Genomic DNA, 24,804 nt, shown 5'->3' with positions numbered 1-24,804 from the left:
TGCTTCTGTTAAGCCTGCAAACTCGTACTGACCGTTGATGTCTGTAGTGCGCGTTAGTGACACCTCGCGACCAAACTTGTCTTTACCGATAAGCGTTACTGTGATGTTTTCAAGTACTTTATCTAGTTCAGCAGTTTCAAGTTCACCATCTTGTAACGTGTCTAGGAATACGCGACCGGATACCTGTCTATCACCAATTTTCGGCTTTTCAGTAAATAATATTGTCGGTGTTGAATTTAGTGTCGTGATCACAACTTTATCAACGCTATGATCAGCGACTTCGATGCTATTTAAATAGTCTTTACCATCCGCATACTCAGCAATAACAGCTTGTATTAGCGTGTATTGCGCAGCAACTTTTGCAGGGTGTAACTCAGTAAATTCAACAACACCATTTTGATCCGTTGCACGGGTAATATTTAACTGCTGACCGAACACGTTTGTGCCAGTAAGCGTTACATTAACACCTTGTAGCCATGTATCTTCGCCATTGAAAGTGCCATTTTGATTAATATCAAGCAGCACTTTCGCCACGATCTTTTTATTGGTCGGTGGGATCAATTCAGCAAAATACAGATCTTCACGAGTTTGTTTACGTGTTAATGTAATTTTCGTGATTTCATCTGTGCTGCGAGACCCTGCCACTTCTGTGCGGTTAAAACGCTCAAGACCATCTACATAGTTTTGCGGTGGTGTTTGTGTCACCTTATAACCATCTGAGTTACTAGGTTCTAGGCCCGTGAATTCAAATCGGCCTGAGGCATTACTCACAACCTGAACATTACTGATTGTTTTACCACTGATGGTAGTGCCTGAAAGCGTAAACTGTACATTTTCTAGTGGCAGCTCTTCACTTGCTTTTATACCGTCATCATTACTGTCGATATAAACGTAACCCGAGATAATACCTTCTTTTGAAAGCGTTAATTCGGCAAAGTTATATTCTAATAGCGTCTGTCCTGAAGCAAGGTTAACACTCAAGCTGTCACCCGCACGGGGTTGCGCGACAACAGATGAAGCGATACTTTCTGCGCCATCTTCATAATTAGCGACCAAAATATCTTGTGATAGCTGCGTCAATGTATAACCACTGGTATTACTAGGCTGAATATCGCTAAACCTATAAGTGCCATCTGCGGCGGTTGTTTCACGCTTATCAACCGTGGCACCGGTATGATCAGTACCTGTTAATTGGATAACAATATTCTGAATACCAGCTTCTGCACCATCAAACACATTGTTTTCATTGGCATCTACAAATACACGACCCGATAAACTCGCAGGCTGTACTTTTAATAATTCAGCAAAATTTCGATTTTCTAACTTAGCTTTATTTGTAACCGTTCCTAACTGGATAACATCTGTGCCGCGCGTATTCTCGATAACAGCACCATCCTCACTTTCTAAACCATCATTGTATTCGCTTGGTTGAGTTTGTGTCAGACGGTAATTACCACCAGTAAAGTCATCAATAAGGTAAAAGCCTTGCGCATTGGTTTGAGTAGTTAAAGTCACACCTTTACTGTGTATATCTGTACCAGTTAAAGTCAGGGTGACATTTTCTATACCGCTAGTTTCTGCAGCCTCTTTAAAGCCATTATCATTTTCATCAACCCAAACATAACCACTTACTGATGCAGCGCCACGCTCTGCAAATGTATGATTTAATGATGAACTACCTGCTGTAAGGCGAATATTTGAGATTAGATCGCTATTTTCACTGTTAGTTAAAACTTCACCACTACGGCTATCTTTACCATCTAGGTATTGGTTTAAGGCAGTTTGGATAGGTTGTGTGAGTGTATAAGTGCCTGGAGCAAGATCAGTAAAAGAAAACTCACCAGATCCGTTCGTCATCACACTTTTTTGTGTGATACTACCACCAGCATCTAGGTTACCATTCAATAAGATTTGAATATTTGCTAACCCACTATCTGTTGTACTCGAAAATACACCATCATTTTGTAAATCGAAAAATACCTTACCTGAGATAATACCTTTGACTACAGGCGTAGTCGCAGAGTTACGATTATTCGTCTTATTGGTATCAAAGCCTTTTGTTTCAATCCATGCTTCATTCACGACTTGTTCGCCACTCGGCATACTATTGAGCTTAACAGGAACACGAATTTCAATTGGCGTTTCATTCATTGCTATCAGATCAATATCACAACGAATAAAGTCAGTTACTTGGCTGCTGCTAGGTGCGGTAGCTCGACTTGCAGTACATACCCCTTTAGAAGTACTGACTGCACCATTTAAGCTCAAGTAAGTTGGCAGATAATCATAAACAACGTTGCCTGCGCTATCACCTGGGCCAGCATTACTTACTTTGATGATATATTCAAACTCACTCCCCACTGCAACTTGAGGCACAGATGCTTCTTTAGTGAGGGATAAGTCTACAGCCACCCGAATAGAGGTTTTCTCAGCTTCGCTATTATTAGCAGATACATTGTCTTTTTCATTTGAGAAAATAGTGGCCAACGTTTCTGCTACTTCACCGGTAGTCGAGGGGCGAGAAATCACTTCAAAAAACATATAGCGGGTATAAATTGCGTTATTGCCAGCTGTATTTTCTCGAAGCTCATACTCTTCTAAGCTGCTATCACTGCTGTTTTCTGGTCCTTGACAGTTAAACGTTGTTTGCCCTGTGAAACTTTGTCCAGTCTTACTACAGCGTGCTTGAGAGACTGAGCAAGTATTATTGGCACCGCTATCACATAAAAATTTAAGGGTTTGATTGACCCCCTTAGGGGTTACTTGAAAGTCATACCCTACGCCACTAGCAACAGATGTATTACCATCGTTATCAGTTAAGTATTCTAGGTCAACTTTATACACCACAATGTTATCAAGAGAGTCTGGAAATCCTCTTGGGCTTGGGTACCAACCTAGCGGATCATCAATATCATTATTTTCAATTTTTAGGTTTGCTGTACGTGTGTTTACTTGCAAGACCTGAGATTTGCTGTTGTTACCCGATAAATTATCAAACTGCATATTGTCAGCACTGATCACAGATGTCCCATCAAGTCGCCAATCCATTCGATTAGAAGCACTTTTTGGTAAAACTGTCACAACCACTGTTTGCGCCTCGTTACTTGCCAGCTCCCCGATATTACAAGTCAGCCTATTCACCGCAGAATTAAAACTACATACACTGCTTTGTCCGCTTCTTGAAAAGCGGCTACTAATAAAAGTAAATGTATTCGCTGCCGGTTTGGTAAATGTATGAACTAGCTCAACACCTGACGCTTTGCTCGCCCCTAGGTTGGCTAGCTCAATGGTCATGATGGCGTTATCGCCAGTGCTAACAGGGTTTTGCGCATAGCTCACTTGAGTGACTGCAACATCAAATTTAGCTGCAACATTGCTTGCAACTTGGGCCGTATTATTTGCCGTTTCAAGATCTAAATGAGTATTTGATGATACTGAGGCTTCATTGATAACCTGCCCATTAGTCAATACAAATGGACGCGCCACAGTAATTGGGACTTGAACTTGATCACCAACAGCAAACACTTCATTTTTGACTAGATGACATAAGATTTGTGTCTTGGTATTTTCAAAGCTACCAGTCTCTTTGCTTTGACAGCTAAATTGACTACCACGTGAACTGGTTACTGTGCTAGGAAAGCGAATAGCGGTTGCTTGACTGTCGTATTTCGATTTAAACGTTGCGGTAAAGTCATCCGTTATCAAAACGGCTGCCTTGCCTGTATTTGAACTAATTTTTATATCGTTTCCAGTGATATTTGAACCTGAAAGGTTACTCACTGTTAACGTATAATTCAGCTCACTCTCAGCTGCTGACAACGATGTTTTATCTACTGTTTTTGATATTGCAAGATCTGCAGTTTGCGAGCTTGTGATAGATTTAGTTTTTTGTGCACTAACCTCTGAACCACCCACATCTTTAGCTGTCGCAATGTTAGTTAATGTGCCTTCAGCCACAGCTCGAGTGGTAATAGTCACCTTATTGGTTTGAGAACCGGCCTGTAATTTATTACTAAATACACAAGAAACAATACCACCAGTCCCGTTCGCTAATGGATCTCGATGTGTACACGACCAATTACTACCACTGGCACTGACATACTGTTCCCCGTCTTTAAGCGCATCTTCGAGTGTTAATGTACCTTGCGTTGCACCTTCACCGTTATTTTTTACTTTAATAATGCTCTCTATCAAAGCGCCTTTAGCGACTAGCTTAGTATTCTTAGTATCTTTCGCACGCTTTGTTTTAGAAACACTTAATTTAACAGGGTTAATTGGTTGAAAGCCCCAACCAGTGTATGAAGTTTGGAAGTTATTACCGCCATACCCAACGGAAAAAGTATTTCGAGGAAGCTGATTGTTATAAGGCGCTCTTACCGTTAACACGACACGCGTCTTGGTATAAGCCGCAATAGAACTTGTAGTACAATTCAATGTTGACGAAGCGATTGAACATACCCAATCACTGGATGTTTGCCATGTACCATTCACATTGCGTTGAGATATAAAGCTAACCGGGATATAACCGTCGCTTAGCGTATCTTGAAGCGCAACATTCGACGCTGCGCCAGCCCCCGTATTTTCAACTTGCAGATAATAGTTGAATGTTTGGCCCATGTAATTCTTATTATTCCAAGCCAAGTTAGCGGTCTTTTGTAACACAAGTTTCGCTGCGCTTGAGGCGACATTAAAAGAAACACTGCCTGTTGCAGCATCTCCTGTATTTGGTGTCACAGTAGCGGTATTGGTAATACTATTCCCAACAGAAACAGCCCTAACCGTTAATTGAACTTGTTTAGTTTGGTCTTTCGCTATTGATGCGACTTTTGGCAAACAAGTTACTTTTTGGCCAGACACAGAACAGTTAAAGTCATCAGAAGTAACGGCTGAACTTAGTGGAGAAATTAAAGCTACTTGGTTTGGTAACGTATCTTCTAAGCTGACTAACTCTTTCGTATCTCCACTATTAGTCACAGCAATCTTAAAGGTAAATTGCTCACCACTTACAAAAGAGCTTCTACCCCCATCAATTGTTTTGCTGACACTGAGAGTCTGAGGAATAACTACATTAATTGTGCCATTCGCTAAATTATTACGACTATTTAGATCTACAGAGCCGCCATTACTGTCAGTAGCAATCTTAGCTGTCGAGACATACTGACCTTTAACTTGAGGAGATAATGCACGCACAATCATGACATCGCTGTCATTAATATCTAAAGAAGTTGCACTACAAGAAACTTGTTGCCCGCTCCTATTACAACTCCAACCTGTTGCAGGTGTGACACTTTGAAAGATAACGCCATCTTTCAAAGTAAACGTCATAATAGGTTTTAATGCTCTACTTGGTCCTAAATTTCTAACTGTGATTTCGTAACTATGGGCCGTATTTGGATCTATGCCCCAATAACCTGGGATCTTTGTTGCCACGGAGACTGCAAGATCGGCATGCTCTTTTAGTTTTGTATTCACAGTTTTACTGTTATTACTACTATCAAGTTCGGCTGTATCACTTGAAATCGCGGAACTCGCCGTTACTACTCCACTCCCCAGTTGTGTCACACTTGATGCGAAGCTTAGTGAAGCACTCTGCCCAGATGACAAGGCACCTCTAGTACATGTGATCACTTGGTTAGTTCTACTACAGCTCCACCCTGAAGTCTGACTGCTTCCTGAGCTCCACTGTGCAAAGCTCGGTAAAGTATGCTTTAACACCACGTTAGCAGCGTCATTTGGCCCATTATTTTTAACTTGAACACGATATTGGTAAGTTTGATTGAGATATACATCCGATGGATCTGATGTCAATGTTGTGACAGCCAAATCAACACCTGCAACGATTGACGTATTTTGCGTTTCTTCGTTGTTTAGTAATTTAGAGGGATCTTCATTATCTGCAGAAATACGTACGCTAGGTTCAATAGTTAAGCCTGTTGCAGCTGTTGTAATTATGGTTATTTGCAAAGAGCCTGATGTTCGCCCTCGTATGCTTCCCATTTCACACCGTAATTTATTTCGTGATTTTCCCGCGTCAAGGTAGGCTTGCACTTGGCAGCTACTGGTGCTCGAGACAAAATTGGTTGTTTCTGGAATGAAGAATTCGACCACAACATTTTCTGCTGTATCTTCTTCGCTGTTAGTAAACTCGATGTTATATCTAACTTCTCCGCCACGAGGTACTGTGGTATCTATGTCTTCAAACGTAGATATTTGAATATCTACTGCCCACACCGAACTCGCAAAAAGCAAAAGCGGCAATAACATTAACTTTAATAGCTTACTGAACATCCCTAGAACCAAATTTACCTAAATTAAACACAACGAAATTCGAGCGGGAAAGTCTAATGATAAAGGAGGGTGTAATCCAGTGTAATATGCACAAAATTAAAACAATTTCAGTTAATTGTGGAAATAATATGTAGGAGTCGATTTTTATTTAATATTTAGAGATGAGGAGTTAACTTTAAAAGCAATACTTTTTGGTAAATATGTAATACGCTGTAATATATGTAATTTAGCTATTATTTAACCGAAAAAAGCAGTGGACACTGCTCTATATACTTTCTAAAAAGCAGGATATAGCAAAGTTTCTAACCATAAAAGTCGACTAATTACCTATACCTGAAACAACCCTCTGTTGATAATTTTGCAATGCAAGTGCATTTTGTTTTGCGTAATGATGTAAAGCGCGCCAATCAATTACTTGCTTCGCCTTTACGGCCTGATTGGTTTCTTCAAGCGCTAGGGCGAGGGCTTTTAAGCCCAACTCAACACATTCTTTTATTAAGGTCTGTAATTTTATTTCAAGCTGATCGATAGCTTGAATATCTGCTAAACCTTGCAGTTGAGCAAACTCGTAATCAAAAGTATCAGCTAAATACATTAGTTTCGTATTTAAGAAGTGACTATCAAATTGCTGATTCAAACGATGTATTAACGCTTCGTCTAATAGCTTCAAGGGGTTTATTTGTGTTGTATGTGCAGTACCCACATGCTCTAACACAGATAACAGCGTCGAGCCTGATACCGGCTTTTCTAAGCAGTAAGCAATACCTTGTTGTAAATATCTTTGTTGTGCTTGCTCATCAGCATCACCTGTCAGTGCTATCACAGTCGGAGCTTGCGCTGGTTCAAGCTGGCTTTGTAAACTTTGCCACCACTCAATGCCGTGACCATCCGGTAAATGCATATCGAGTAAAATAACATCAAACTGATTATCAGCCATGCTCTCACTCGCGGCTTTAAGCGTTCTCACGTACTCACACAGCATCTTAGTATCTTGTAAGTAGTGCTTAAGCACCTCTTGATTCAATAGGTTATCTTCAACAATAAGAATACGATTGGATGCGAGCTGTTCAGGTGACTTTACGATATTCTCGTCAACTATTCGCTCAGGTACCTCACAAACAGACAAAACTAAATCAAAAGTAAAAACAGTGCCTTTGCTTAGCTCACTGTTCACCGTTAATTCTCCACCTAAGTTTTCTACAAGCTGCTTACTTAAACTTAAGCCAAAACCCGCACTATTACTGATATTATGCTCAAGTTGGTTACTCGCAAAAGGCTCGAAAATATAATCCAGTGCGCTTTTACTTAAACCTACGCCCGTATCTGAAACAGAGAACCTGACGACTTGCTGAGTATCGCCTGCTTGCACTTTTTGCTCATGCATACTGACGGATAAAACGACCTCACCATAGTCTGTGTATTTAATCGCATTTGATACAAGGTTCTTTAAGACCAGTGGCAGAGATTCTTTGTCTGTTAAAAAGTAAAGCTCACTCAAGCGTTCATCAACACGCAGTTTAAAGTTTAAGTCTTTGTTTTTAGCTAGTGGCAGAAGTAATTCATGCACAGTTTGCGCTTGCTCGGCTAGGCTTGTGGGCTTAAGTAAAGCGCTGACTTGCTCGCCCTTCGCTTGCAGTAACACTTGATTTGCCAAATCTGAAAGTGAAAGTGCAGCTTCGCTGATCACATCACATAATTGCGCATGTTTTTGCGGTTCACGCGGAATACGTTTTAACATATCAGCGTGACCCACTATGGCATTCAAAGGCGTTCTGAGTTCATGGCTGAGCATAGTTAAGAAGCGCCCTTTTAATAAACTGGCTTGTTTATTCTTTTGCGCTAGCACAGCCATTTTCTCAAGTTGCTGTGCTCCACATAAAAGACTGAACGCCACACATAAAATAATTGGTAAACACACTGTTGAAGCAATCACCAACACCTGAGAGGTGTGTAGATTTGATAATGCTGCTGTCGTAGGCTGCGCATCTAATGTTAATAAATGAATAGATAAAACGGCAAACACACACAAGCATGAAACCAAAAAGCCCCAACGCGACAGATTAGTACGCTGATGTTGGCTAGGTGTGCAAATCATCAATGAACGAATGGACAACCCCATGGCGATTGATACCAAAGAATATGAAGCGATATAACGCATTGCTCTGTTTGAATCAATAAAGCTAAACCAGATTGTGAGTCCAAAATAAACCACACCTATCGCGAGCCATAGTTTTGGAGAGTGTGTCACTTTAAAGAATTTTTCTGTGCCTGAAACAAAGAAGTAGAAAGTCGCGAATAGACAAATAAGGGCTGCAAAAGTAATCGTTTCTGGCTGGTAGCTAATTCCAATTAACAGCAAACAGGTCAGTGCCATCAGTTGCATAGAGTACATCCATTGTTTAACGCCATCGGCACTCTGATACATGAACCAATTAAGGGTCATCACACCAGCAGAAATAATCGCTGTTAACGACATTATTGGCATCGCGAAATGTAGCTCTTGCATAATCCACTTATTTTAAACTAGGAAATTAGGATGAGTTTAATATTTAAAAATATGATTTTAAAGCAAATTATTAGAGTAAGCATATTACTCTACATTACAAGAATTCAGTCTTTTGCAATAGTCTACATGACAGGTTAAATTACAGCCAGCCTTTTTGTTTAGCTATTCGGGCCGCATCAACTCGATTTGTTGCGTTTAGTTTCGCAATCGCTTCTGACAAATAATTTCTAATTGTGCCTTCACTCAAAAACAATTTCTGTGCAATTTCGGCAGTTTTTAACCCTTCACTCGCAAAACGTAACGCTTTACGCTCTTTTTCAGAAAGAGGATCTTTGTCTTCTAACGCACTCATTGCCAGCTCAGGATCAATGACTTTTTGTCCTACCATGACTTTTTTCAGGGTATTGACCAAATACTCACTGGGCGCTTCTTTAAGCACAAACCCTTTCACCCCCATGCCCATGGCACGACGAATATATCCCGCCCTAGAAAAAGTCGTCATAATGACCACTTTACTATTCGGGTACTTTTCTATGACTTGCTCAGCAAGTTCAAGCCCTGTCATATTTGGCATTTCAATATCAGTGAGCACAATGTCGATTTCATGCTCTTGAAGCGCATTTAACCCTTCTAATCCATCTTGAGCTTGTGCAATTACTTCTATTTGCACATCTAATCCTAACAAGGCGCTAATGGCCCCTCGTACTAACCCTTGATCTTCGACGACTAATACTTTGATCATACAACGCGCTCCTTAAACTGAATGTTGATGGCCATACCTGAATCTGTACTAATATCAAACTGCCCCTGCAGTGTCGCGACCCTGTCTTTGATCCCTTCAACGCCATTTCCACACTGATATTTTTTAACGATACCATCATCTTTGATCTGCAACTCAACGACCCCACTTTGGGAACTCAATTGTAATTTAACATACTTTCCTTTGCTGTGGCGGATTATGTTGGTCACCGCTTCTTTAAAGATAAAACACAAATTAGACTCTTGTTCTGCACTTAACACAACCCGATCAATTGATTGCTCTACAATAAAGCCTGCATCTTGCAAACGTGCGACTAATACATCAATCTGCGCATATAGCCCCACTTGTTTTAAACCAGAAACGGCTTGTCGAACCTCGCTTAATAAGTCTCGGGCTAATTGCGCAACTTGCTCCGATTCTTGTGAAGCTTGTTCATTTGCTCCAGCCGCAGTGAGCTTACTCGCCAATTCTGCTTTTAGCGCAATTGACGATAAAGAGTGACCAAGCAAATCATGTAAGTCCCGAGCAATACGCTCTCGCTCAGCAATTGCTCCCAACTGCTCAATTTGTTGCTGGTCTTTTGCTTGTTGATCACGATAGAGTCGCTCTCTTTGCTCCATCATGCCAAAAATAAACAACCCAATACTGACAATCGCTGCAGGAGAAACAAAGTACAGTGATTTCACTGGCACAAATAAAAATGCACTAATAAAAATAACCACCAGCAATGCAGCCATCATCATAAAGCTTTGCTTTCTGCGATAATTAAAACCACAGAAAAAGCCAATAAAGCCAAATAAAGAGTGAGTGCCATAGGTCACATAAGTACCCAAACAACAGAGTAACGCCATGGCAGCTAGACTAGGAGTTACTGACTCACCTTTTTTATAAAGAGCAATACCATATAGAAAAACAAAAAATGCATAGATAGCGAGCTGCGCCGTAATATCACCCACTGATAACGACTGCCAATTAGTCAGTAAAGGAAAAAAGAAAAAGCTTGAGAAAAATAGTGGCCCCCAATTCCAAAACTTTTTATTGGGGTGGGCTAATGCCATATTGTGGGGTTTGTTCAGCATGTTCATTCCAGTTCCGGGTCAGCCTGTTATTGGAGTAGTCTCGAAAACATAATAGGTACTTATACTTACATAGATTAACGGCTATTCATAATTTGTTTAGTGACAAGTGTCATCAATGATAGACTCAAAAAAAAAGACAACATCCAACGACCATGCGCTCAGAACAATCTGCACTTATTCAGCTCCATACCGCCGTCCTGCTGTTCGGTGGTACTGCACTATTTTCTAAACTCATTGCCTTATCCGCGCTTGATATTACGGTGTACCGTACAGCCATCGCCTTTATTACCCTCGTTTGCTTACTCAAGTTTCAAGGCAAAGCCATCGCCCTTAATCACAAAAAAGATTACGGCATCGCCATAATTTTAGGCATTGTCGTTGGCTTACACTGGGTAACTTACTTTGCCGGTATGCAACTAGCAGGCGTTGCAACAGGCATCATCGCTTTCTTTACTTACCCGGTGATCACTGTGTTTCTAGAGCCTTTCTTCAGTAAGCAAAAACTTAAAAGCAAAGACATCATCAGTGCAGTGACAGTATTATTCGGAATTTACTTATTAGTGCCAGAAGCTAACCTGGGTAATGACGTTACATTAGGGATAGTCACGGGCATTTTCTCAGGGTTGTTATTTGCATTAAGAAATCTGCTGCAAAAGCAGTACTTCTCATCTTATGGCGGTCCGCAAACTATGCTTTATCAAACCATTGTGGCTAGTTTAATGCTTTGTGCATTCGTTGATGCTGGGCCGACAGACTTACCCGAACAAGATATATGGTTACTGTTATTAGCTGGTATTATTTTTACCGCGGCGCCACATGCACTCTTTGCTAGCAGTTTAAGATTTCTATCAGCGACAACGGCCGGGTTAATTTCTTGTTTGCAACCCTTGTACGGCACCGTATTGGCTTTTATGCTATTGTCAGAACAGCCAAATATGATGACCTTAATCGGCGGCTTGCTGGTTGTCAGCGCAGCCTGTTTTGAAACTTGGTCAATCACAAGGAAAAAAGCCTAATGCAGATCTTTGCGCACCGAGGTGCCAGTGGTAACTATCCTGAAAATACAGCTTCTGCCATTACTGCGGCTTTGCAAGCCCAAGTTGATGGCATAGAACTCGACGTACAAAGTTGCGCCGATGACTTTGTGATCATTCATGATTCTTGGTTAGACCGAACAACCAATGGTAATGGCCGAGTGGTTGATACACCATTTTCAGAAATCGCAAAACTCGATGCTGGAGAGGGTCAACACGTGCTTAATTTGCAACAAGTGCTCGAGCTAGTTGGTAAGCAAACTCAAGTTAATCTTGAGCTCAAACACACCTTTGGCCTAGATAAACTGGTTCAAATCCTCGAACAAAATGTGGCTGAGGGTATCATTGAGCGTGAACAGCTATTGCTTTCCTCGTTCGATCACCATCAGCTAAAATGGCTCAAACAAAACCTGCCATGGGTTAAAATAGGCGCGTTAACCGCCTCTATTCCGCTTAATTACGCCTACTTTGCAGAAAACTTGCATGCCTACAGTGTGCATTTAGATAAGAACTTTATTAACCATGAGTTTGTGGCAGATGCCAAGCAAAGAGGCCTAAAGGTCATGACCTATACGGTCGATAAACAACAAGAAATAGAAGAAATGCAGAACTTAGGCGTAGATGGTATTTTTACAAACTACCCTTGCTACGCAAAAATGATTTTGTCGCGATAATGCAAGAAATCCCTAGTATGTTCTAAGATTAAAAGAAAATGGCGACAATAAGAGCCAAAATATGAGTCTATACATGAGTTTATATAATCAAATTGAACAGAGTTTCTTTTTTACTCTCTCTAGAAAGATATTCGGCAACCTGAGCTTTTTATTTGCTTTCCAGCTCATCACTTTATTTTGGCTGTACGCAGAATTAACTGAAGATAAACAAGGCACAGGACTATTTTGGTTAATGGCACTTGGCGCCATCGGTGGGTTTATTTTTACGCTATTTTATATGCGTTTTCTTATCGTGCGTCCTATCAAAGCCATGCGCGATACACTAGAACAAATAAATAGAGATGATGGCAATCTAGAGGCCAAGTTGCCGCAGTTTACCTACGATGAATTCCGTGAAGTCAGTGAGCAATATAATCACTTTACCAGCCGCTTAAGTGAGCTACTCAACAACACTTATCATAGTGCTGAAGTTGCAGCCAACTCTAACCAAGAAGTCACTCACTCTATGCAACAAACCTCTGAATTGGGTGCGCAACAAATTTCGAGCAGTGACTCTATCATTGCCGCCAGCGACCAAGTGACACATAGCTTACAAAGTATTGTGGGTAATACCGATCATGTATATCAAGCTAATACCGAAAGCCTGCACTTTGTGCGCGGCTCATCGCAATCTTTATCAACTCTAGTGGGTGAAATTCAGCACATCACGCAATTGCTTGGTAATTTCGCTAATACTGTCGCAGGGCTAAAAGAGAACAGTGACAACATACGCAGCATCCTGAAGATGGTTGAAGAGTTTTCAGATCAAACTAACTTACTGGCATTGAATGCGGCAATTGAAGCGGCGCGAGCTGGTGAAGCTGGTCGAGGTTTTGCGGTGGTTGCCGATGAAGTTAGAAATCTATCAGTTAAGGTAAACGATGCGACGCGTCAGATCAGTGACTTCATCAACCAAATGGATGTGTTAGTCGGAGAGACACATCAAGAGTCACAACAGTTGATTAGTCATTCAAGCTCGGCTGAGAAAGCCATCAGCGAGACGTCGGGAGGGTTTGCTAGCATGTGTAGTGACTTTGAGCATAACCAAACACAGCTCGAAGCCATCGTCGGTGAAGTACATCAACTTGAAACGACGCAAAACCACACCCATCAAACGGTACTCAATATTGTTGAACTTGCACAACAAGCAAAACAGCAAATTGATGCGGCTTCAGAGCAATGTCAGCAAGCTCAAAAACTCACACAAACGACGCAAGACGAATTACGCCGCTTTGTGAGGTAAATTAAAGTCAGATGTCACATGTGTTAGGCACGTGTGACATCAAAGGCTATCACCTCTTTAATTGACGACTTGCCCGTCGCTAGCATCACTAACCTATCAATGCCTAGCGCTACACCCGAGCATTGTGGCAAACCATGTGCGAGCGCCGCTAAGAAGCGTTCATCTGCTGCCACTTCTGGCAAGCCCATTTGCACTCTGAACTGGTTATCTTCCGCAAAACGCGATGCTTGCTCTTTGCTATCCGTGAGTTCATTAAAGCCATTGGCCAATTCCATACCTTTAAAATACAACTCAAAGCGCCCTGCTACCCGCGTGTCATCTGGATTTAATTGCGCCAATGCCGCTTGCGAGGCTGGAAAGTGATACACAAAACAAGGCGATTCAATGCCAATTTTAGGCTCGACTTCCATGCAAAAGAGCAATTGTAAAAGCGTGTCTTTGTGAGTTTCGCTTGCGGCAATATCGCCATAGCCTTTTTCTGTGGCAAGTTGCTGCAGCTCGCTCAGCGTTGCTTCAAGGGGATCTAGTCCTAATAGATCTATAAAGACTTGTTGATAACTCACAGAGGTGGCTTTTTTGCAGTTTAAAATAAGCTGCATCAACGCATCAATTTCATTCATTAAATCAAATTCGTCAAACCCCGGGCGATACCATTCCAACATAGTAAATTCAGGGTTGTGATGACGACCCGATTCTTCGTTACGAAATGCTTTGGCTAATTGATAAATGGCGCCACTGCCCGCGGCAAGCAAGCGCTTCATGGCAAACTCAGGAGAGGTTTGCATGTATAAGGGCAGCCCTTCGGCATTGCCAGGGCCCACAAACTCAGTCGCAAAAGTCGCTAAATGAACATCTGTCACACTGGCAGCCGATAAGCTTGGCGTTTCGACTTCCATCACATCGCGATCAGCAAAGAATTGACGAATTTTCGCGATAATTACCGCACGCTGTTTGAGTGTTTGAATATCCGCACTCGGTGCCCAGCTAATTTCAGACATACTATCTAACTCTTTCAAAAATTTATTTTAACCATAAAAAATCCCAGCCTAGGCTGGGATTTTTTGGTCTCAGAAATAACTGATTGTTACTTCACTCGACCTACGTATTCACCGCTACGCGTATCTACTTTCACTACTTCGCCGATTTGAACGAATAGTGGCACACGTACTACAGCACCTGTAGTGAGAGTTGCAGGCTTACCACCTGTACCCGCTGTGTCACCTTTAAGACCAGGATCAGTATCAGTGATCTCTAGCTCTACGAAGTTTGGTGGAGTTACCGCGATTGGGTTACCGTTCCAAAGTGTAATTGTACATACGTCGTTTTCAACTAACCATTTTACGTTGTCGCCCATTGCTTTTTCATCAGCAGCGATCTGCTCAAATGTGTCGTTGTTCATGAAATGCCAGAACTCACCGTCTGTGTATAGGTAAGCTAGCTCAGTTTCCATTACGTCAGCACCTTCTACTGAATCACCAGACTTGAAAGTCTTCTCAAGTACTTTACCTGAGATCAGTTTACGGATCTTAACGCGGTTGAACGCTTGGCCTTTACCCGGCTTAACCATTTCATTTTCTAAGATGGTGCACGGCTCGCCATCGATCATAATTTTTAGGCCGCCCTTGAACTCGTTGGTGCTATAATTCGCCATCGGTATCCTCTAATCTTCTTTTATCGAGTAATAAACCTGCTAATGATACAAACAAATGAAGTAAATTTGCATAGTAACTGGCAAAAAGAATTGGCAAATGTGGTCACTTGCCCAAAAACTCTAGTAAAAATGCTTGGCATCGACAGCCATTTCAGTGAAAAAGACCTAGAAGCGCGTCGTTTATTCCCGATGCGTGTGCCACTGCCATTTATAAAGAAGATGCGTTTTGGCGATCCGAATGACCCGCTCTTGCTGCAAGTGCTACCTCAGCACCAAGAATTTATTACTCAAATTGGCTACAACAAAGATCCATTAGAAGAACAACAAAGCGCCATTCCCGGTTTATTGCATAAGTATCGCTCTCGTGTGTTGGTGATGTTTAAAACCGGCTGCGCGGTGAACTGTCGATACTGTTTTAGACGTCACTTTCCATATCAAGACAACCAAGTAAATAAGCAGGCTTTACTTGAAGTCATTGAGTACTTAAAAAATCACACGTATGTAAATGAAGTCATTTTGAGTGGCGGTGATCCTTTAATGGCCAAAGACAACGCCATTAGTTGGTTTTTAGAACAATTAGAGCAACTACCACAAATTAAACGCCTGCGTATTCATAGCCGTTTACCTGTGGTGATCCCTGCTCGTATTACGCCTGAGTTATGCGAGCGATTTAAAGCGAGCCCACTAAGAATCATCTTTGTGAATCACATTAATCACAGCAACGAAATTGACGATGACTTTGCAAGCGCCATGCAAATGCTTAAACAAGCGAATGTCACGCTACTTAATCAAGCGGTTTTGTTAAAAGGGATAAATGACACTGTAGAAGCGCAAGTAGCACTGAGCGAAAAGCTGTTTGAGGCGGATATTCTGCCTTACTACCTACACTTACTAGACAAAGTAGAAGGTGCCAGTCATTTTGATATGTCTGAAGAAGCTGCGCTTACTTTGATGGCGGGTATGCTAGCAGAACTACCAGGCTTTTTGGTACCTAAGTTAGTAAGAGAAATCGGTGGCAAAAAAAGCAAGACACCGATTGATTTACAACTAAGCTAATACCAATCGAGAACGATTAAACGTACACGTTAATATTATTACCTAAAGTAGCTGTTGTTGATTGTGCTGGACTCTGTGCTGCCGAACTAGTACTAGCAGCATCAATCAGAGCAAGTGCCGCTTTACCTTCTACCTGCTGCTGCTTTTTGGCTAAAGCAGCACTTACTACTTTACCACCTTCACCAGCATCAGACATTACAGGTAAAGAACCTCCTGAAATATTCATAAGCATGTACCTGACTTTTTAATTGAATCCTCGTACACTATCGGCCGATTTACCGACAACTTTAGGAAAAACATGCAAGCTGTTATTGAAAAACTCAATGAAAATCTAAAAGTCGTTTACCGTCAGGCACTTGATGCAGATAAAAAATTAGATGAATTGCAGCAACAAGGGCATGGAAAATTCACCGCACTATTCGATAAAAGTGCGGGCTTTGATTTTGAAGCAAAACGCTTCAAGCCTTATGTGCTTGATACAGCCGCAGACGTTGAAGCACTCAGTAAAATGGAAAATTTAGACGAAGAGAAGTTAAAAGCCGTGGTGTTTAAAATCCAAAACTTAATACAATTGCTGGCTACATTTAAATAAAAGAGGCTTAAGCCTCTTTTATTTGCTCTGATACAAGTACTGCTTCAAGTTGCACACTGTGAAAACAATACAGTAATGGCAGTAATCTGATAAGGCTATTTAGGTTTAAAGGCTCTGAATGAGTCGCGCTATCAATCAACTCTATAACCAATATCACAATCAGTAATAAAGTCATCATGGTCAAAATTAAAAGGTAAATTGCGTTCTTTTTATAAAGACAAGCGATAAACTGAAAATAGCTTCCGCCAACTTTATTTTGTACATAAGCCCAACTTAAAAATGTACATGCTAATAAGCTGCTCACCAGCAATGAAAGCATTAATTCAGATTGCTCTACAAATAAAATTAAGCTTACTGAAAACAGCGCCCATAACGTAATAATATAATGCGTTTTAATGGATGCTTGCATTGACTTTATTTGCCCTGTAAATGAACTACTTTGCTTTCTAAACAAATGAAAAAACATCGTAAAACCAAAGATGGCAAAACAAAATATAGCTTGTTTCAAGTCAGATAGAGTGAAGTATAGCCCTAAGAGAAAAGGGCTTAAAATAAGTGCTGAGATTAAATTATTTTTCATTTTTAAACTTTAATTTAATGAACTCGTACTTTGATCAAATGCGGGAGATTCAGTGAAATTTTGAAACTGTTCAAATGAAGCACGCGCATCATCCGAGACATCCCAAATAGACTCTGGTAATTTAACTGAAGTGAATATCTCTGAGCGCTTGGTTTTAGCACTGAATCTCTCTAATTCATTCTTCGATAGATCAATTCTTATAAAACTGCCATCTTCAAAAGTATACTTAAGCTCACTTTGTGAGTTGGTGATATTCACCTCGCCACGACTGCCTGAGAAAAGAAAAGTATTACTTTCTAGATTTACCGATAGAGCGCCATAAGCGTTTTTTTTAACTATTTCAGTGTTTGCGACACTGATGGTTGGGAGTGATAATGCTGTAACAAGCAGCAGAGTTTTTGATTTGCATATTGATCCTTAATAGCAAATGAGTTGAAACATAAATTTAACACAAGACTTTTAAACCGCAAGTTGAAAGTTTTAAAAGTAAACAGGTGGCAAAGCTCGTATTTTATTCAGTTTGACATAACAAAAAGGGCTTCAATACGATATTGTATAAAGCCCTTAAGCTATAGATGAGATGCTTGTTTATAAGAAACAGATAATATGTTTTTCAGATGTGTTTTTGTTAAGCTCAAAATAAGAAAAAGCCAATTAAGGCCTTTTCTTATTCGCCCCTACTCTCGGCTTAGTATTGGCCTTTTTAAACTGACTAAACCCGGTATGACGTGTCAGAGCTGGTTTACCGCCCTTACGAGCTTGCTGCCCATGACCTGCACCTTTTTTGCCACGCTGCGCTTTCTCTTGTCTGGTTTCGTCTGGCACCAAACAATTTGGTCCACCGCCGATTAGCTTTGCTTTACCCATTTTACGTAAGGCTTCGCGGATCATCGGCCACCCAGCAGGATCATGGTAGCGCAAGATGGCTTTGTGTAAGCGACGTTGTCTTGCCCCTTTCGGCACACTCACCACTTCTTTGTTGTTCTTGATATTACGCAGCGAGTTCATCTCGGTATGGTAGATCGTCGTCGCATTTGCCATAGGAGATGGATAAAAGTTTTGCACTTGGTCGAGTTTAAAGTCGTGGGCTTTTAGCCATAGCGCCATGTTTACCATATCTTCGTCGGTCGTGCCTGGGTGAGCAGAAATAAAGTATGGGATCAAATACTGCTTTTTACCTGCCTCTTTTGAGTACTTATCAAATAGCTCTTTAAACTTGTCATAAGTGCCCATGCCCGGCTTCATCATTTTCGACAGCGGACCCGATTCGGTATGCTCTGGGGCAATTTTTAAATATCCGCCTACGTGGTGTGATACTAACTCTTTCACATAACGCGGATCTTCAATGGCTAAGTCATAACGTACACCTGACGCAATCAGGATCTTTTTGATGCCTTTTACATTACGTGCTTTTCGATACAGGTTAATCGTTGGTGTGTGATCAGTATCCATGTGCTTACAAATATCAGGGAACACACACGATAAACGTCGACAAGTACTCTCAGCCTTTTTGCTCTTACAGCGCAACTTATACATGTTGGCTGTTGGGCCACCTAAGTCTGAGATAACGCCAGTAAAGCCCGGCACTTTGTCACGAATTTGTTCAATTTCATCTAGAATCGATTCTTCTGAACGGCTTTGAATAATTCGCCCTTCATGCTCTGTAATAGAGCAGAAACTACAACCACCAAAACACCCGCGCATGATGTTTACCGAAGTTTTGATCATATCGTAGGCAGGGATCTTTTCATTGCCATATTTAGGGTGAGGCACACGCTGGTATGGCAAACCAAACACCATATCCATTTCTTCAGTTTCTAAAGGAAACGCAGGTGGATTCACCCACACATAACGGTCACCATGGCGCTGATATAACGCACGAGCACAGCCTGGGTTGGTTTCTTGGTGCAAAATACGTGAAGCGTGGGCATAAAGCGGCTTATTTACGCTTACTTGCTCAAAAGCAGGCAGCTTTACGTAGGCTTTTTCCCATGGCTTTAATTTGGGCGGTTGAACCACGATAGGTTTAGCCTCTTCCGCTTTTAAATCTATGCCAGCTTTGGCAAACTCAGATTTACTACAGCCCACATCATCAGCACCGTATGGGTTTGGAATTGGATCTATTTTACCCACTTTATCAATGGCTGTTGAATCACTACCGCGCCAGCCCTCTAACGGCTCTTTTCGAATGACCGCAGTACCGCGAATATTCTGGATCTGGCTAATGTCATCACCAGCTGCAATACGATGCGCCACTTCGACTAACGGACGCTCAGCATTACCGTAAATGAGTATGTCAGCCTTAGCATCAAAGATGATGCTGCGGCGCACTTTTTCTTGCCAATAATCGTAGTGGGCAATACGACGTAAGCTGGCTTCAATACCGCCAATTACCAGAGGCACATCTTTATAAGCTTCGCGGCAGCGTTGGCTATATACCACAACTGCCCTATCTGGACGTTTACCACCGACATTACCCGGCGTGTAGGCATCATCGTGACGCATACGTTTTTCAGCTGTGTAACGGTTGATCATCGAATCCATGTTGCCAGCGGTTACACCAAAGAATAAATTTGGTTTGCCCAGTGACATAAAGGCATCTTTATTTGACCAATCAGGCTGCGCAATAATGCCGACTCTAAAACCTTGTGCTTCTAAAACACGGCCGATAACGGCCATGCCGAAGCTTGGGTGATCTACATACGCATCACCGGTTACTAACACAATGTCACAGCTATCCCAGCCTAGTTCCTCCATCTCTTGTCGAGTTGTCGGAAGAAAAGGTGCATTGCCATAACATTCCGCCCAATATTTGGGATAGGAAAACAGTGCTCGTTCCGCTTTTAACGCGTTCATGTAAATTGCCCCAATAGAAAAAAGGCGCCGATTATACCGCATATCGCATCGTGCTGGAATCTGAAACAGCGCTAGTGAAGTTCCATCGTTGATGGGTTACGGCTAGGGTATTGAAAGTACTAAGGATGTTACGAGTAAATTTCAGACAAAAAAATGCCACCTTACGGTGGCATTACACACGGGATTATTTCTACTTTTAGATAGAAATGCTTTACTTCCAACTTCTCATTTTATGACCTTTCAGGGCATAGAAGAGGATAAATAGGTAACATGGTAATAATACCAGGTATGCTGTTTGACTAGATGCAACTGTTGCTTCAGAACCTTTTGCTAAACCTAGGAAAAGTGGACCAAAAGCACCACCAGCAATACCCATAACTAATAAACCAGAAGCTACACTAGTTAGCTTGCCAAGTCCAGACAAAGCTAATGGCCAAATTGCCGGCCACATGATTGCATTTGCTAAACCACATAGTGCTAAAAAGAATACAGCTACTGGCATTTCACCAAAGGTCGGGACGTTTAATGTTGCAGCACTATCGACAAATGCAATACCCAGGGTTAGAACTAAGCCCAAAATACCTGAAATTGTTAAAGCTGTTTGTTGCGAGATAAAGCGAGGAATTAAAAGAATACCTAGTACATAACCTGTTACCATAAATGCCATAGTATATGAGGTCATTACACTATAATTCGCAACGCCTAAAGTTAATGCAAATGAACCAACCGTATCACCTGCGATTACTTCAGCCGCTACGTACAAGAATAATGCAACTACACCTAACGCTAGATTAGGATGAGCTAAAGCTTCTTTCACAGTACCCGCAGACTTATCTTCATTTTCTTCTTCTATTTCAGGAAGTGGAGCAAATTTGATGCCCACAGCAAACAAACCAATAAATGCAGCAAGACCTAGGTAAGGCATCACTAAGTTGCCTGCCATAGCATCTTTTTCAACTTGTGATAAAGGCGCGCTTGAAGCAGCTTCACTAAAGCCGCCTAATACAAGTGCGGTGAATGCTAATGGCGCAATAACACCGGCAAACTTGTTAAGAATGCCCATGATACTTACGCGTGCCGCTGCCGACTCTTCTGGTCCTAAACGTACTACGTAAGGGTTAACCGCGGTTTGAAGAATTGTTTGCGCGATACCCATAGTGAACTGTGCCACTAAAAATAGCGCAAATATCTGAGTTTTCGCTGCTGGGATATATAACAGAGCTGTTGCCATCATCATACCAATACTGATGGCCATACCGTTTTTGTATCCCACTTTCTTAACAAATTTTGCCGATGGGATAGCAGTAAATGTCACTGCAATATAAAAAGAGAATAAGATCAAAGACGCCTGAATAGGAGTCAGATCAAAAAGTTGCTTTAGATACGGCATTAATGAACCATTCAACCAGGTAACGAAACCCAGAATAAAGAACATCGCCGCAACGATAGCCAAAGGAATGGCATTGCTTTTAGTCGTCGTTGAATTTGACACAGTTGCTTCCATAAACTTCTACTCGTTGTGTGATTTTAATTATGTCAGATTGGCACAATGCCATAAAATTTTTCAGCTTTTTCTGCTTAAAAACAGAAAAATGACAGCGCTGACATTTAACTTTACGTTAAAATTTGTTCTATTACTAGCCTTACCAGCTAATTAAAAAAGGGCCATTCGGCCCTTTTTCCCGTCGTCTTTTAATATTGTCATGTGTTAGCTGCAATCATTCGGACCATCTCATAGACTAGCTATGTTCAGGCCTCTGGTGATTTTTGCCGCCTGCGCCAATACCAAAACACATAGGGGTATCTCTTTATTTTCAACTCTTTACTAAAGTGTTAACTGCGTAACACGGCTAAACTTCTTGCCGTTTAATGTTGTGCGTAATTGCACCGCATCTTTACCACTTACAGAAACAGGTAAGGTGTACTCAGACCAAGATTGGCCGCCATCGGTACTGTATTGAATCTCTAAATGTGGGAACGCAGCGTTAGCCACTAGCTGACCGTTTTCAACTTTTGCGCCAGGTACTGGTAAATTAACATTCACACCATCACGCTCAAGTTTAGCAAGCTCTTTCACACTCAATGCAGCAGCATAAGTATGCCAGTCTTTAGCAAATGCCTTTGGTTCAATCTTACTGCCTTCCCAACTTGCTTTGTACCAAGCACGCTCAGCAACAGCAAGAATACGCGGGAATACCATGCGTAGAACTTGATCTTCAGTGCGAATTGTTTCACTCCACACCTGACCTTGAATGCCCAGAATGTTCTCAGGCTTTTCAAGTTTCGGTAGCTCACGACCGACTAATGCTTCTAAATTAACAATTGGCTCACGGCTGCGGGTATAGTCGGCATTAGCATAAACATCATCTGGCATATAGCTAAATGTTTTCTTCGTGTCGGTATAACGCGTCGCCCAGTAGTAGCCGCGTTCTTCAGGATGCGCTTCATAAGGGTGGTCAAAGTACAAATGTGTACCATGAGATAAAATAACCTGATAGCCATTGTTTGCTAGGCGGTGTGCTCTATCAGCAACGCCCCACTCCCAGATGTTATCCCATACGTTGGCAGTAAATACTTCATTAGGGAATTCATCACGCTTAAACGGGTTAATTTTGTCGTACATTAACCCATCTTCCCACGCACCTGGTGCAATGCCACGTTTAGCAAACATAGTTGCAACACGCTGAGTAAAGTGAGGCTTTAAATCATTTGGACCTGCTACGCCATTATTCGGATCAGCGAACATCGCCTGACATGCTGGTGAACCAACCCAAGAGCCAGCACCAACTTCATCACCACCAAAGTGAAGATTTGTTAAACGCGTACCCGCTTCGCGATACATGTTTTGTAGCTCGTAAGTAACTTTTTCAATAAATGCATAAGTCGAATCCATACACGCATTCATTGAATTGTCGGTGTAGTTTTGAACCGTTAAGTACTGAGACGTGTCTTTAGGATCAGATAATAGATACGCTTTAGCCTCTTCAGGTTTACCTTCTGCCATTAAACGATCATAGCGAGCTTCCATCGCGATAATTGAGGCACGAGCGTGACCCGGACCTTCAATTTCAGGAATGATGTCAATATGGCGCGCTTTAGCAAACTTCAGTAGCTCAACGAAGTCCTCACGGCTTAAATAACCGTTACCTGTGCCCGACTTAAATGGCCCAGTACCTAACTGAGTTAACAAACAGCTACGCTCTTCTAAATCGAAACAACGATAACCGCCAATGTCTGTCAGCTCTGGTAAACCAGGGATCTCTAAGCGCCAGCCCTCATCTTCAGAGAAGTGCCAGTGGAACTTATTCATTTTATAACGACCCATCTGTTCAACCATTTTGAACAGCGCATCTTTACCATGATAATTACGACCATTATCGTAATGCATACCACGCCAAGCAAAACGCGGCGTATCTTCAATCTCTACGTTAGGCACTGACACTGTATTTTTTGCATCTGCAGGGATTAGCGCTAAGAAGCTTTGAATACCGTAAAAGACACCCGCGTTGTCGCTACCTGTAATAACTACTTTGTCATCATCAATTTCTAGGTGATAGCTTTCAGAAGCCACTTTACCATCAACTTTTAGTGCATCATTCACTTTCAAGAAAATAGTCGGCGTTTTGCCTGCTACAATATGATCGGCTTCAGCCTTGAGTGTTAAACCATAGTCAGCAAGATCTTCTTGGAAAACGGCCACTTCTGACTTTAATCGTCCTGCGAAACGAATCTGCCAACTGCTATCAAGCTCTGCAGTCCCGCGGTTGAAGTCAACTGAGTGAGGCTTTGGAATAATACGTTTCAGCGCATCTTCTTTGCTGACTTCAATATTGCTTTGATTACGCTCAAAACGTAGCGCAGGAGTAGCAAGTTTTGTCTGATCTTTTGGCTCATTGTAGCGATATAACTGATTATCACGTTTAAATGGCGCAATAAATGTGGTTAGGTCTTCGGTGTCTGTATTAGCAAAAATGGCTGGTTTTTGTTTGTTACTGACCAGGAAAGCACGTGGCATAAAATCGGAATATGAAGCCACCCAAGCGCCCGCTTCAAACTCGACATTTAAACTTTCACCAGCCTTTAGACCTTTAAACTCGTTTGTGGGTATAAAACGATGTAAGTCACCATTTATGTGTTCAATAGCAATACCTTGGGTATTTACCTTTGAAATTTTACGCACTGAATGCACGTAAATTTGCCAATCACTTTTGCCTTTTGGCAAAGCAACTGACGAATTATTTTGTAAACGCATAGAACCGATAAAACTGGCTGCACCGTTATGAAAATTGTCTTCAACTGCAAAAGTCAGTGCTGTACCTTTTGCGAAATTATCTACTTGTTGTTGAGATAAACCAGCTTGAGCAAATAATGGCATTGCAGCCATGATACCCGCTAGAGCAAATTTCTTGTTTATCATTTTAGCTCCTTGGTAAACGTAAAATATGG

Annotated in this window: 17 protein-coding genes; 5 read left to right on the top strand and 12 right to left on the bottom strand. The window is 41.6% G+C overall.

The features are described from left to right. The 4 genes from ACGHEH_RS18180 to ACGHEH_RS18165 all read right to left on the bottom strand — a co-directional run. Positions 1-6,288: SdrD B-like domain-containing protein (locus tag ACGHEH_RS18180; RefSeq protein ID WP_390448190.1), on the bottom strand; the 6,288-nt coding region annotated here is incomplete at its 3' end. Positions 6,289-6,607: 319 nt separating this feature from the next. Continuing rightward, positions 6,608-8,794 (bottom strand): hybrid sensor histidine kinase/response regulator, encoded by a 2,187-nt coding sequence (locus ACGHEH_RS18175; RefSeq protein ID WP_390448187.1) that lies wholly within the window; start codon positions 8,792-8,794, stop codon positions 6,608-6,610. A 139-nt stretch (positions 8,795-8,933) separates the two neighbouring features. Continuing rightward, positions 8,934-9,536, bottom strand: a complete 603-nt coding sequence (locus ACGHEH_RS18170) for a DNA-binding response regulator (protein ID WP_390448184.1) — start codon at positions 9,534-9,536, stop codon at positions 8,934-8,936. Beyond that, a complete protein-coding gene (locus ACGHEH_RS18165; protein WP_390448181.1) occupies positions 9,533-10,633 on the bottom strand; it encodes a sensor histidine kinase in 1,101 nt (366 codons plus the stop codon). The genes ACGHEH_RS18170 and ACGHEH_RS18165 overlap by 4 nt, the downstream gene beginning before the upstream one ends. 152 nt (positions 10,634-10,785) lie before the next feature. Here ACGHEH_RS18165 and ACGHEH_RS18160 point away from each other — a divergent pair, with 152 nt between their 5' ends. The 3 genes from ACGHEH_RS18160 (at position 10,786) to ACGHEH_RS18150 (ending at position 13,623) form a co-directional block, all read left to right on the top strand. Then, positions 10,786-11,649 (top strand): DMT family transporter, encoded by an 864-nt coding sequence (locus ACGHEH_RS18160; RefSeq protein ID WP_390448178.1) that lies wholly within the window; start codon positions 10,786-10,788, stop codon positions 11,647-11,649. After that, positions 11,649-12,341, top strand: a complete 693-nt coding sequence (locus ACGHEH_RS18155; protein ID WP_390448175.1) for a glycerophosphodiester phosphodiesterase — start codon at positions 11,649-11,651, stop codon at positions 12,339-12,341. The genes ACGHEH_RS18160 and ACGHEH_RS18155 overlap by 1 nt, the downstream gene beginning before the upstream one ends. A gap of 73 nt (positions 12,342-12,414) precedes the next feature. Next, entirely contained in the window at positions 12,415-13,623 is a 1,209-nt protein-coding gene (locus ACGHEH_RS18150) for a methyl-accepting chemotaxis protein (RefSeq protein ID WP_390448172.1), read from the top strand. A gap of 23 nt (positions 13,624-13,646) precedes the next feature. On the opposite strand, the gene epmA is transcribed toward ACGHEH_RS18150, so the two are convergent. Next, positions 13,647-14,621 carry an elongation factor P--(R)-beta-lysine ligase gene (gene epmA / locus ACGHEH_RS18145; protein ID WP_390448169.1) on the bottom strand — a complete coding sequence of 325 codons (975 nt, stop codon included), beginning with the start codon at positions 14,619-14,621 and terminating at the stop codon, positions 13,647-13,649. Between the two features lie 86 nt (positions 14,622-14,707). Continuing rightward, positions 14,708-15,274 carry an elongation factor P gene (gene efp, locus ACGHEH_RS18140; protein WP_058028675.1) on the bottom strand — a complete coding sequence of 189 codons (567 nt, stop codon included), beginning with the start codon at positions 15,272-15,274 and terminating at the stop codon, positions 14,708-14,710. Between the two features lie 42 nt (positions 15,275-15,316). On the opposite strand from efp, the gene epmB reads away from it, so the two are divergent. After that, complete coding sequence (epmB, locus tag ACGHEH_RS18135) at positions 15,317-16,330, top strand: EF-P beta-lysylation protein EpmB (RefSeq protein WP_390448167.1); 1,014 nt, start codon at positions 15,317-15,319, stop codon at positions 16,328-16,330. A 16-nt stretch (positions 16,331-16,346) separates the two neighbouring features. Here epmB and ACGHEH_RS18130 read toward each other — a convergent pair whose 3' ends face one another. Next, positions 16,347-16,556: a hypothetical protein gene (locus ACGHEH_RS18130; RefSeq protein ID WP_390448164.1), complete on the bottom strand. Its 210-nt coding sequence runs from the start codon at positions 16,554-16,556 to the stop codon at positions 16,347-16,349. Between the two features lie 72 nt (positions 16,557-16,628). On the opposite strand from ACGHEH_RS18130, the gene ACGHEH_RS18125 reads away from it, so the two are divergent. Then, positions 16,629-16,922 (top strand): prephenate dehydrogenase, encoded by a 294-nt coding sequence (locus ACGHEH_RS18125; RefSeq protein WP_390448161.1) that lies wholly within the window; start codon positions 16,629-16,631, stop codon positions 16,920-16,922. Positions 16,923-16,929: 7 nt separating this feature from the next. Here the strand turns inward: ACGHEH_RS18125 and ACGHEH_RS18120 are convergent, their stop codons facing one another. The 5 genes from ACGHEH_RS18120 to ACGHEH_RS18100 all read right to left on the bottom strand — a co-directional run bounded on the left by ACGHEH_RS18120 (position 16,930) and on the right by ACGHEH_RS18100 (position 24,775). Next, positions 16,930-17,502: a hypothetical protein gene (locus ACGHEH_RS18120; RefSeq protein ID WP_390448158.1), complete on the bottom strand. Its 573-nt coding sequence runs from the start codon at positions 17,500-17,502 to the stop codon at positions 16,930-16,932. A gap of 9 nt (positions 17,503-17,511) precedes the next feature. Continuing rightward, positions 17,512-17,760 (bottom strand): hypothetical protein, encoded by a 249-nt coding sequence (locus ACGHEH_RS18115; RefSeq protein WP_390448155.1) that lies wholly within the window; start codon positions 17,758-17,760, stop codon positions 17,512-17,514. Positions 17,761-18,156: 396 nt separating this feature from the next. Next, a complete protein-coding gene (locus tag ACGHEH_RS18110) occupies positions 18,157-20,358 on the bottom strand; it encodes a YgiQ family radical SAM protein (RefSeq protein ID WP_390448153.1) in 2,202 nt (733 codons plus the stop codon). Positions 20,359-20,569: 211 nt separating this feature from the next. Next, on the bottom strand, positions 20,570-21,862 hold the full coding sequence (gene nagP / locus ACGHEH_RS18105) for an N-acetylglucosamine MFS transporter NagP (RefSeq protein WP_390448150.1): 1,293 nt from the start codon (positions 21,860-21,862) through the stop codon (positions 20,570-20,572). Positions 21,863-22,183: 321 nt separating this feature from the next. Beyond that, the gene (locus ACGHEH_RS18100) at positions 22,184-24,775 is read right to left on the bottom strand and encodes a family 20 glycosylhydrolase (RefSeq protein WP_390448147.1); all 2,592 of its coding nucleotides are present in this window, start codon (positions 24,773-24,775) and stop codon (positions 22,184-22,186) included. Positions 24,776-24,804 lie beyond the last annotated feature (29 nt).

This window comes from Pseudoalteromonas sp. MTN2-4 (genome assembly GCF_042848605.1).
In the GTDB taxonomy this organism is placed as follows: domain Bacteria; phylum Pseudomonadota; class Gammaproteobacteria; order Enterobacterales; family Alteromonadaceae; genus Pseudoalteromonas.
This window is presented reverse-complemented; position numbering and strand designations above follow the sequence as displayed.

Excerpts from the sequence above, each read along its gene's own strand:
- ACGHEH_RS18110 (WP_390448153.1), bottom strand. The coding sequence starts at position 20,358 with ATGAACGCGTTAAAAGCGGAACGAGCACTGTTTTCCTATCCCAAATAT.
- epmA (WP_390448169.1), bottom strand. The coding sequence starts at position 14,621 with ATGTCTGAAATTAGCTGGGCACCGAGTGCGGATATTCAAACACTCAAA.
- ACGHEH_RS18175 (WP_390448187.1), bottom strand. The coding sequence starts at position 8,794 with ATGCAAGAGCTACATTTCGCGATGCCAATAATGTCGTTAACAGCGATT.
- ACGHEH_RS18155 (WP_390448175.1), top strand. The coding sequence starts at position 11,649 with ATGCAGATCTTTGCGCACCGAGGTGCCAGTGGTAACTATCCTGAAAAT.
- nagP (WP_390448150.1), bottom strand. The coding sequence starts at position 21,862 with ATGGAAGCAACTGTGTCAAATTCAACGACGACTAAAAGCAATGCCATT.
- epmB (WP_390448167.1), top strand. The coding sequence starts at position 15,317 with ATGATACAAACAAATGAAGTAAATTTGCATAGTAACTGGCAAAAAGAA.
- ACGHEH_RS18170 (WP_390448184.1), bottom strand. The coding sequence starts at position 9,536 with ATGATCAAAGTATTAGTCGTCGAAGATCAAGGGTTAGTACGAGGGGCC.
- ACGHEH_RS18125 (WP_390448161.1), top strand. The coding sequence starts at position 16,629 with ATGCAAGCTGTTATTGAAAAACTCAATGAAAATCTAAAAGTCGTTTAC.
- ACGHEH_RS18100 (WP_390448147.1), bottom strand. The coding sequence starts at position 24,775 with ATGATAAACAAGAAATTTGCTCTAGCGGGTATCATGGCTGCAATGCCA.
- ACGHEH_RS18165 (WP_390448181.1), bottom strand. The coding sequence starts at position 10,633 with ATGCTGAACAAACCCCACAATATGGCATTAGCCCACCCCAATAAAAAG.
- ACGHEH_RS18150 (WP_390448172.1), top strand. The coding sequence starts at position 12,415 with ATGAGTTTATATAATCAAATTGAACAGAGTTTCTTTTTTACTCTCTCT.
- efp (WP_058028675.1), bottom strand. The coding sequence starts at position 15,274 with ATGGCGAATTATAGCACCAACGAGTTCAAGGGCGGCCTAAAAATTATG.
- ACGHEH_RS18120 (WP_390448158.1), bottom strand. The coding sequence starts at position 17,502 with ATGAAAAATAATTTAATCTCAGCACTTATTTTAAGCCCTTTTCTCTTA.
- ACGHEH_RS18160 (WP_390448178.1), top strand. The coding sequence starts at position 10,786 with ATGCGCTCAGAACAATCTGCACTTATTCAGCTCCATACCGCCGTCCTG.
- ACGHEH_RS18130 (WP_390448164.1), bottom strand. The coding sequence starts at position 16,556 with ATGAATATTTCAGGAGGTTCTTTACCTGTAATGTCTGATGCTGGTGAA.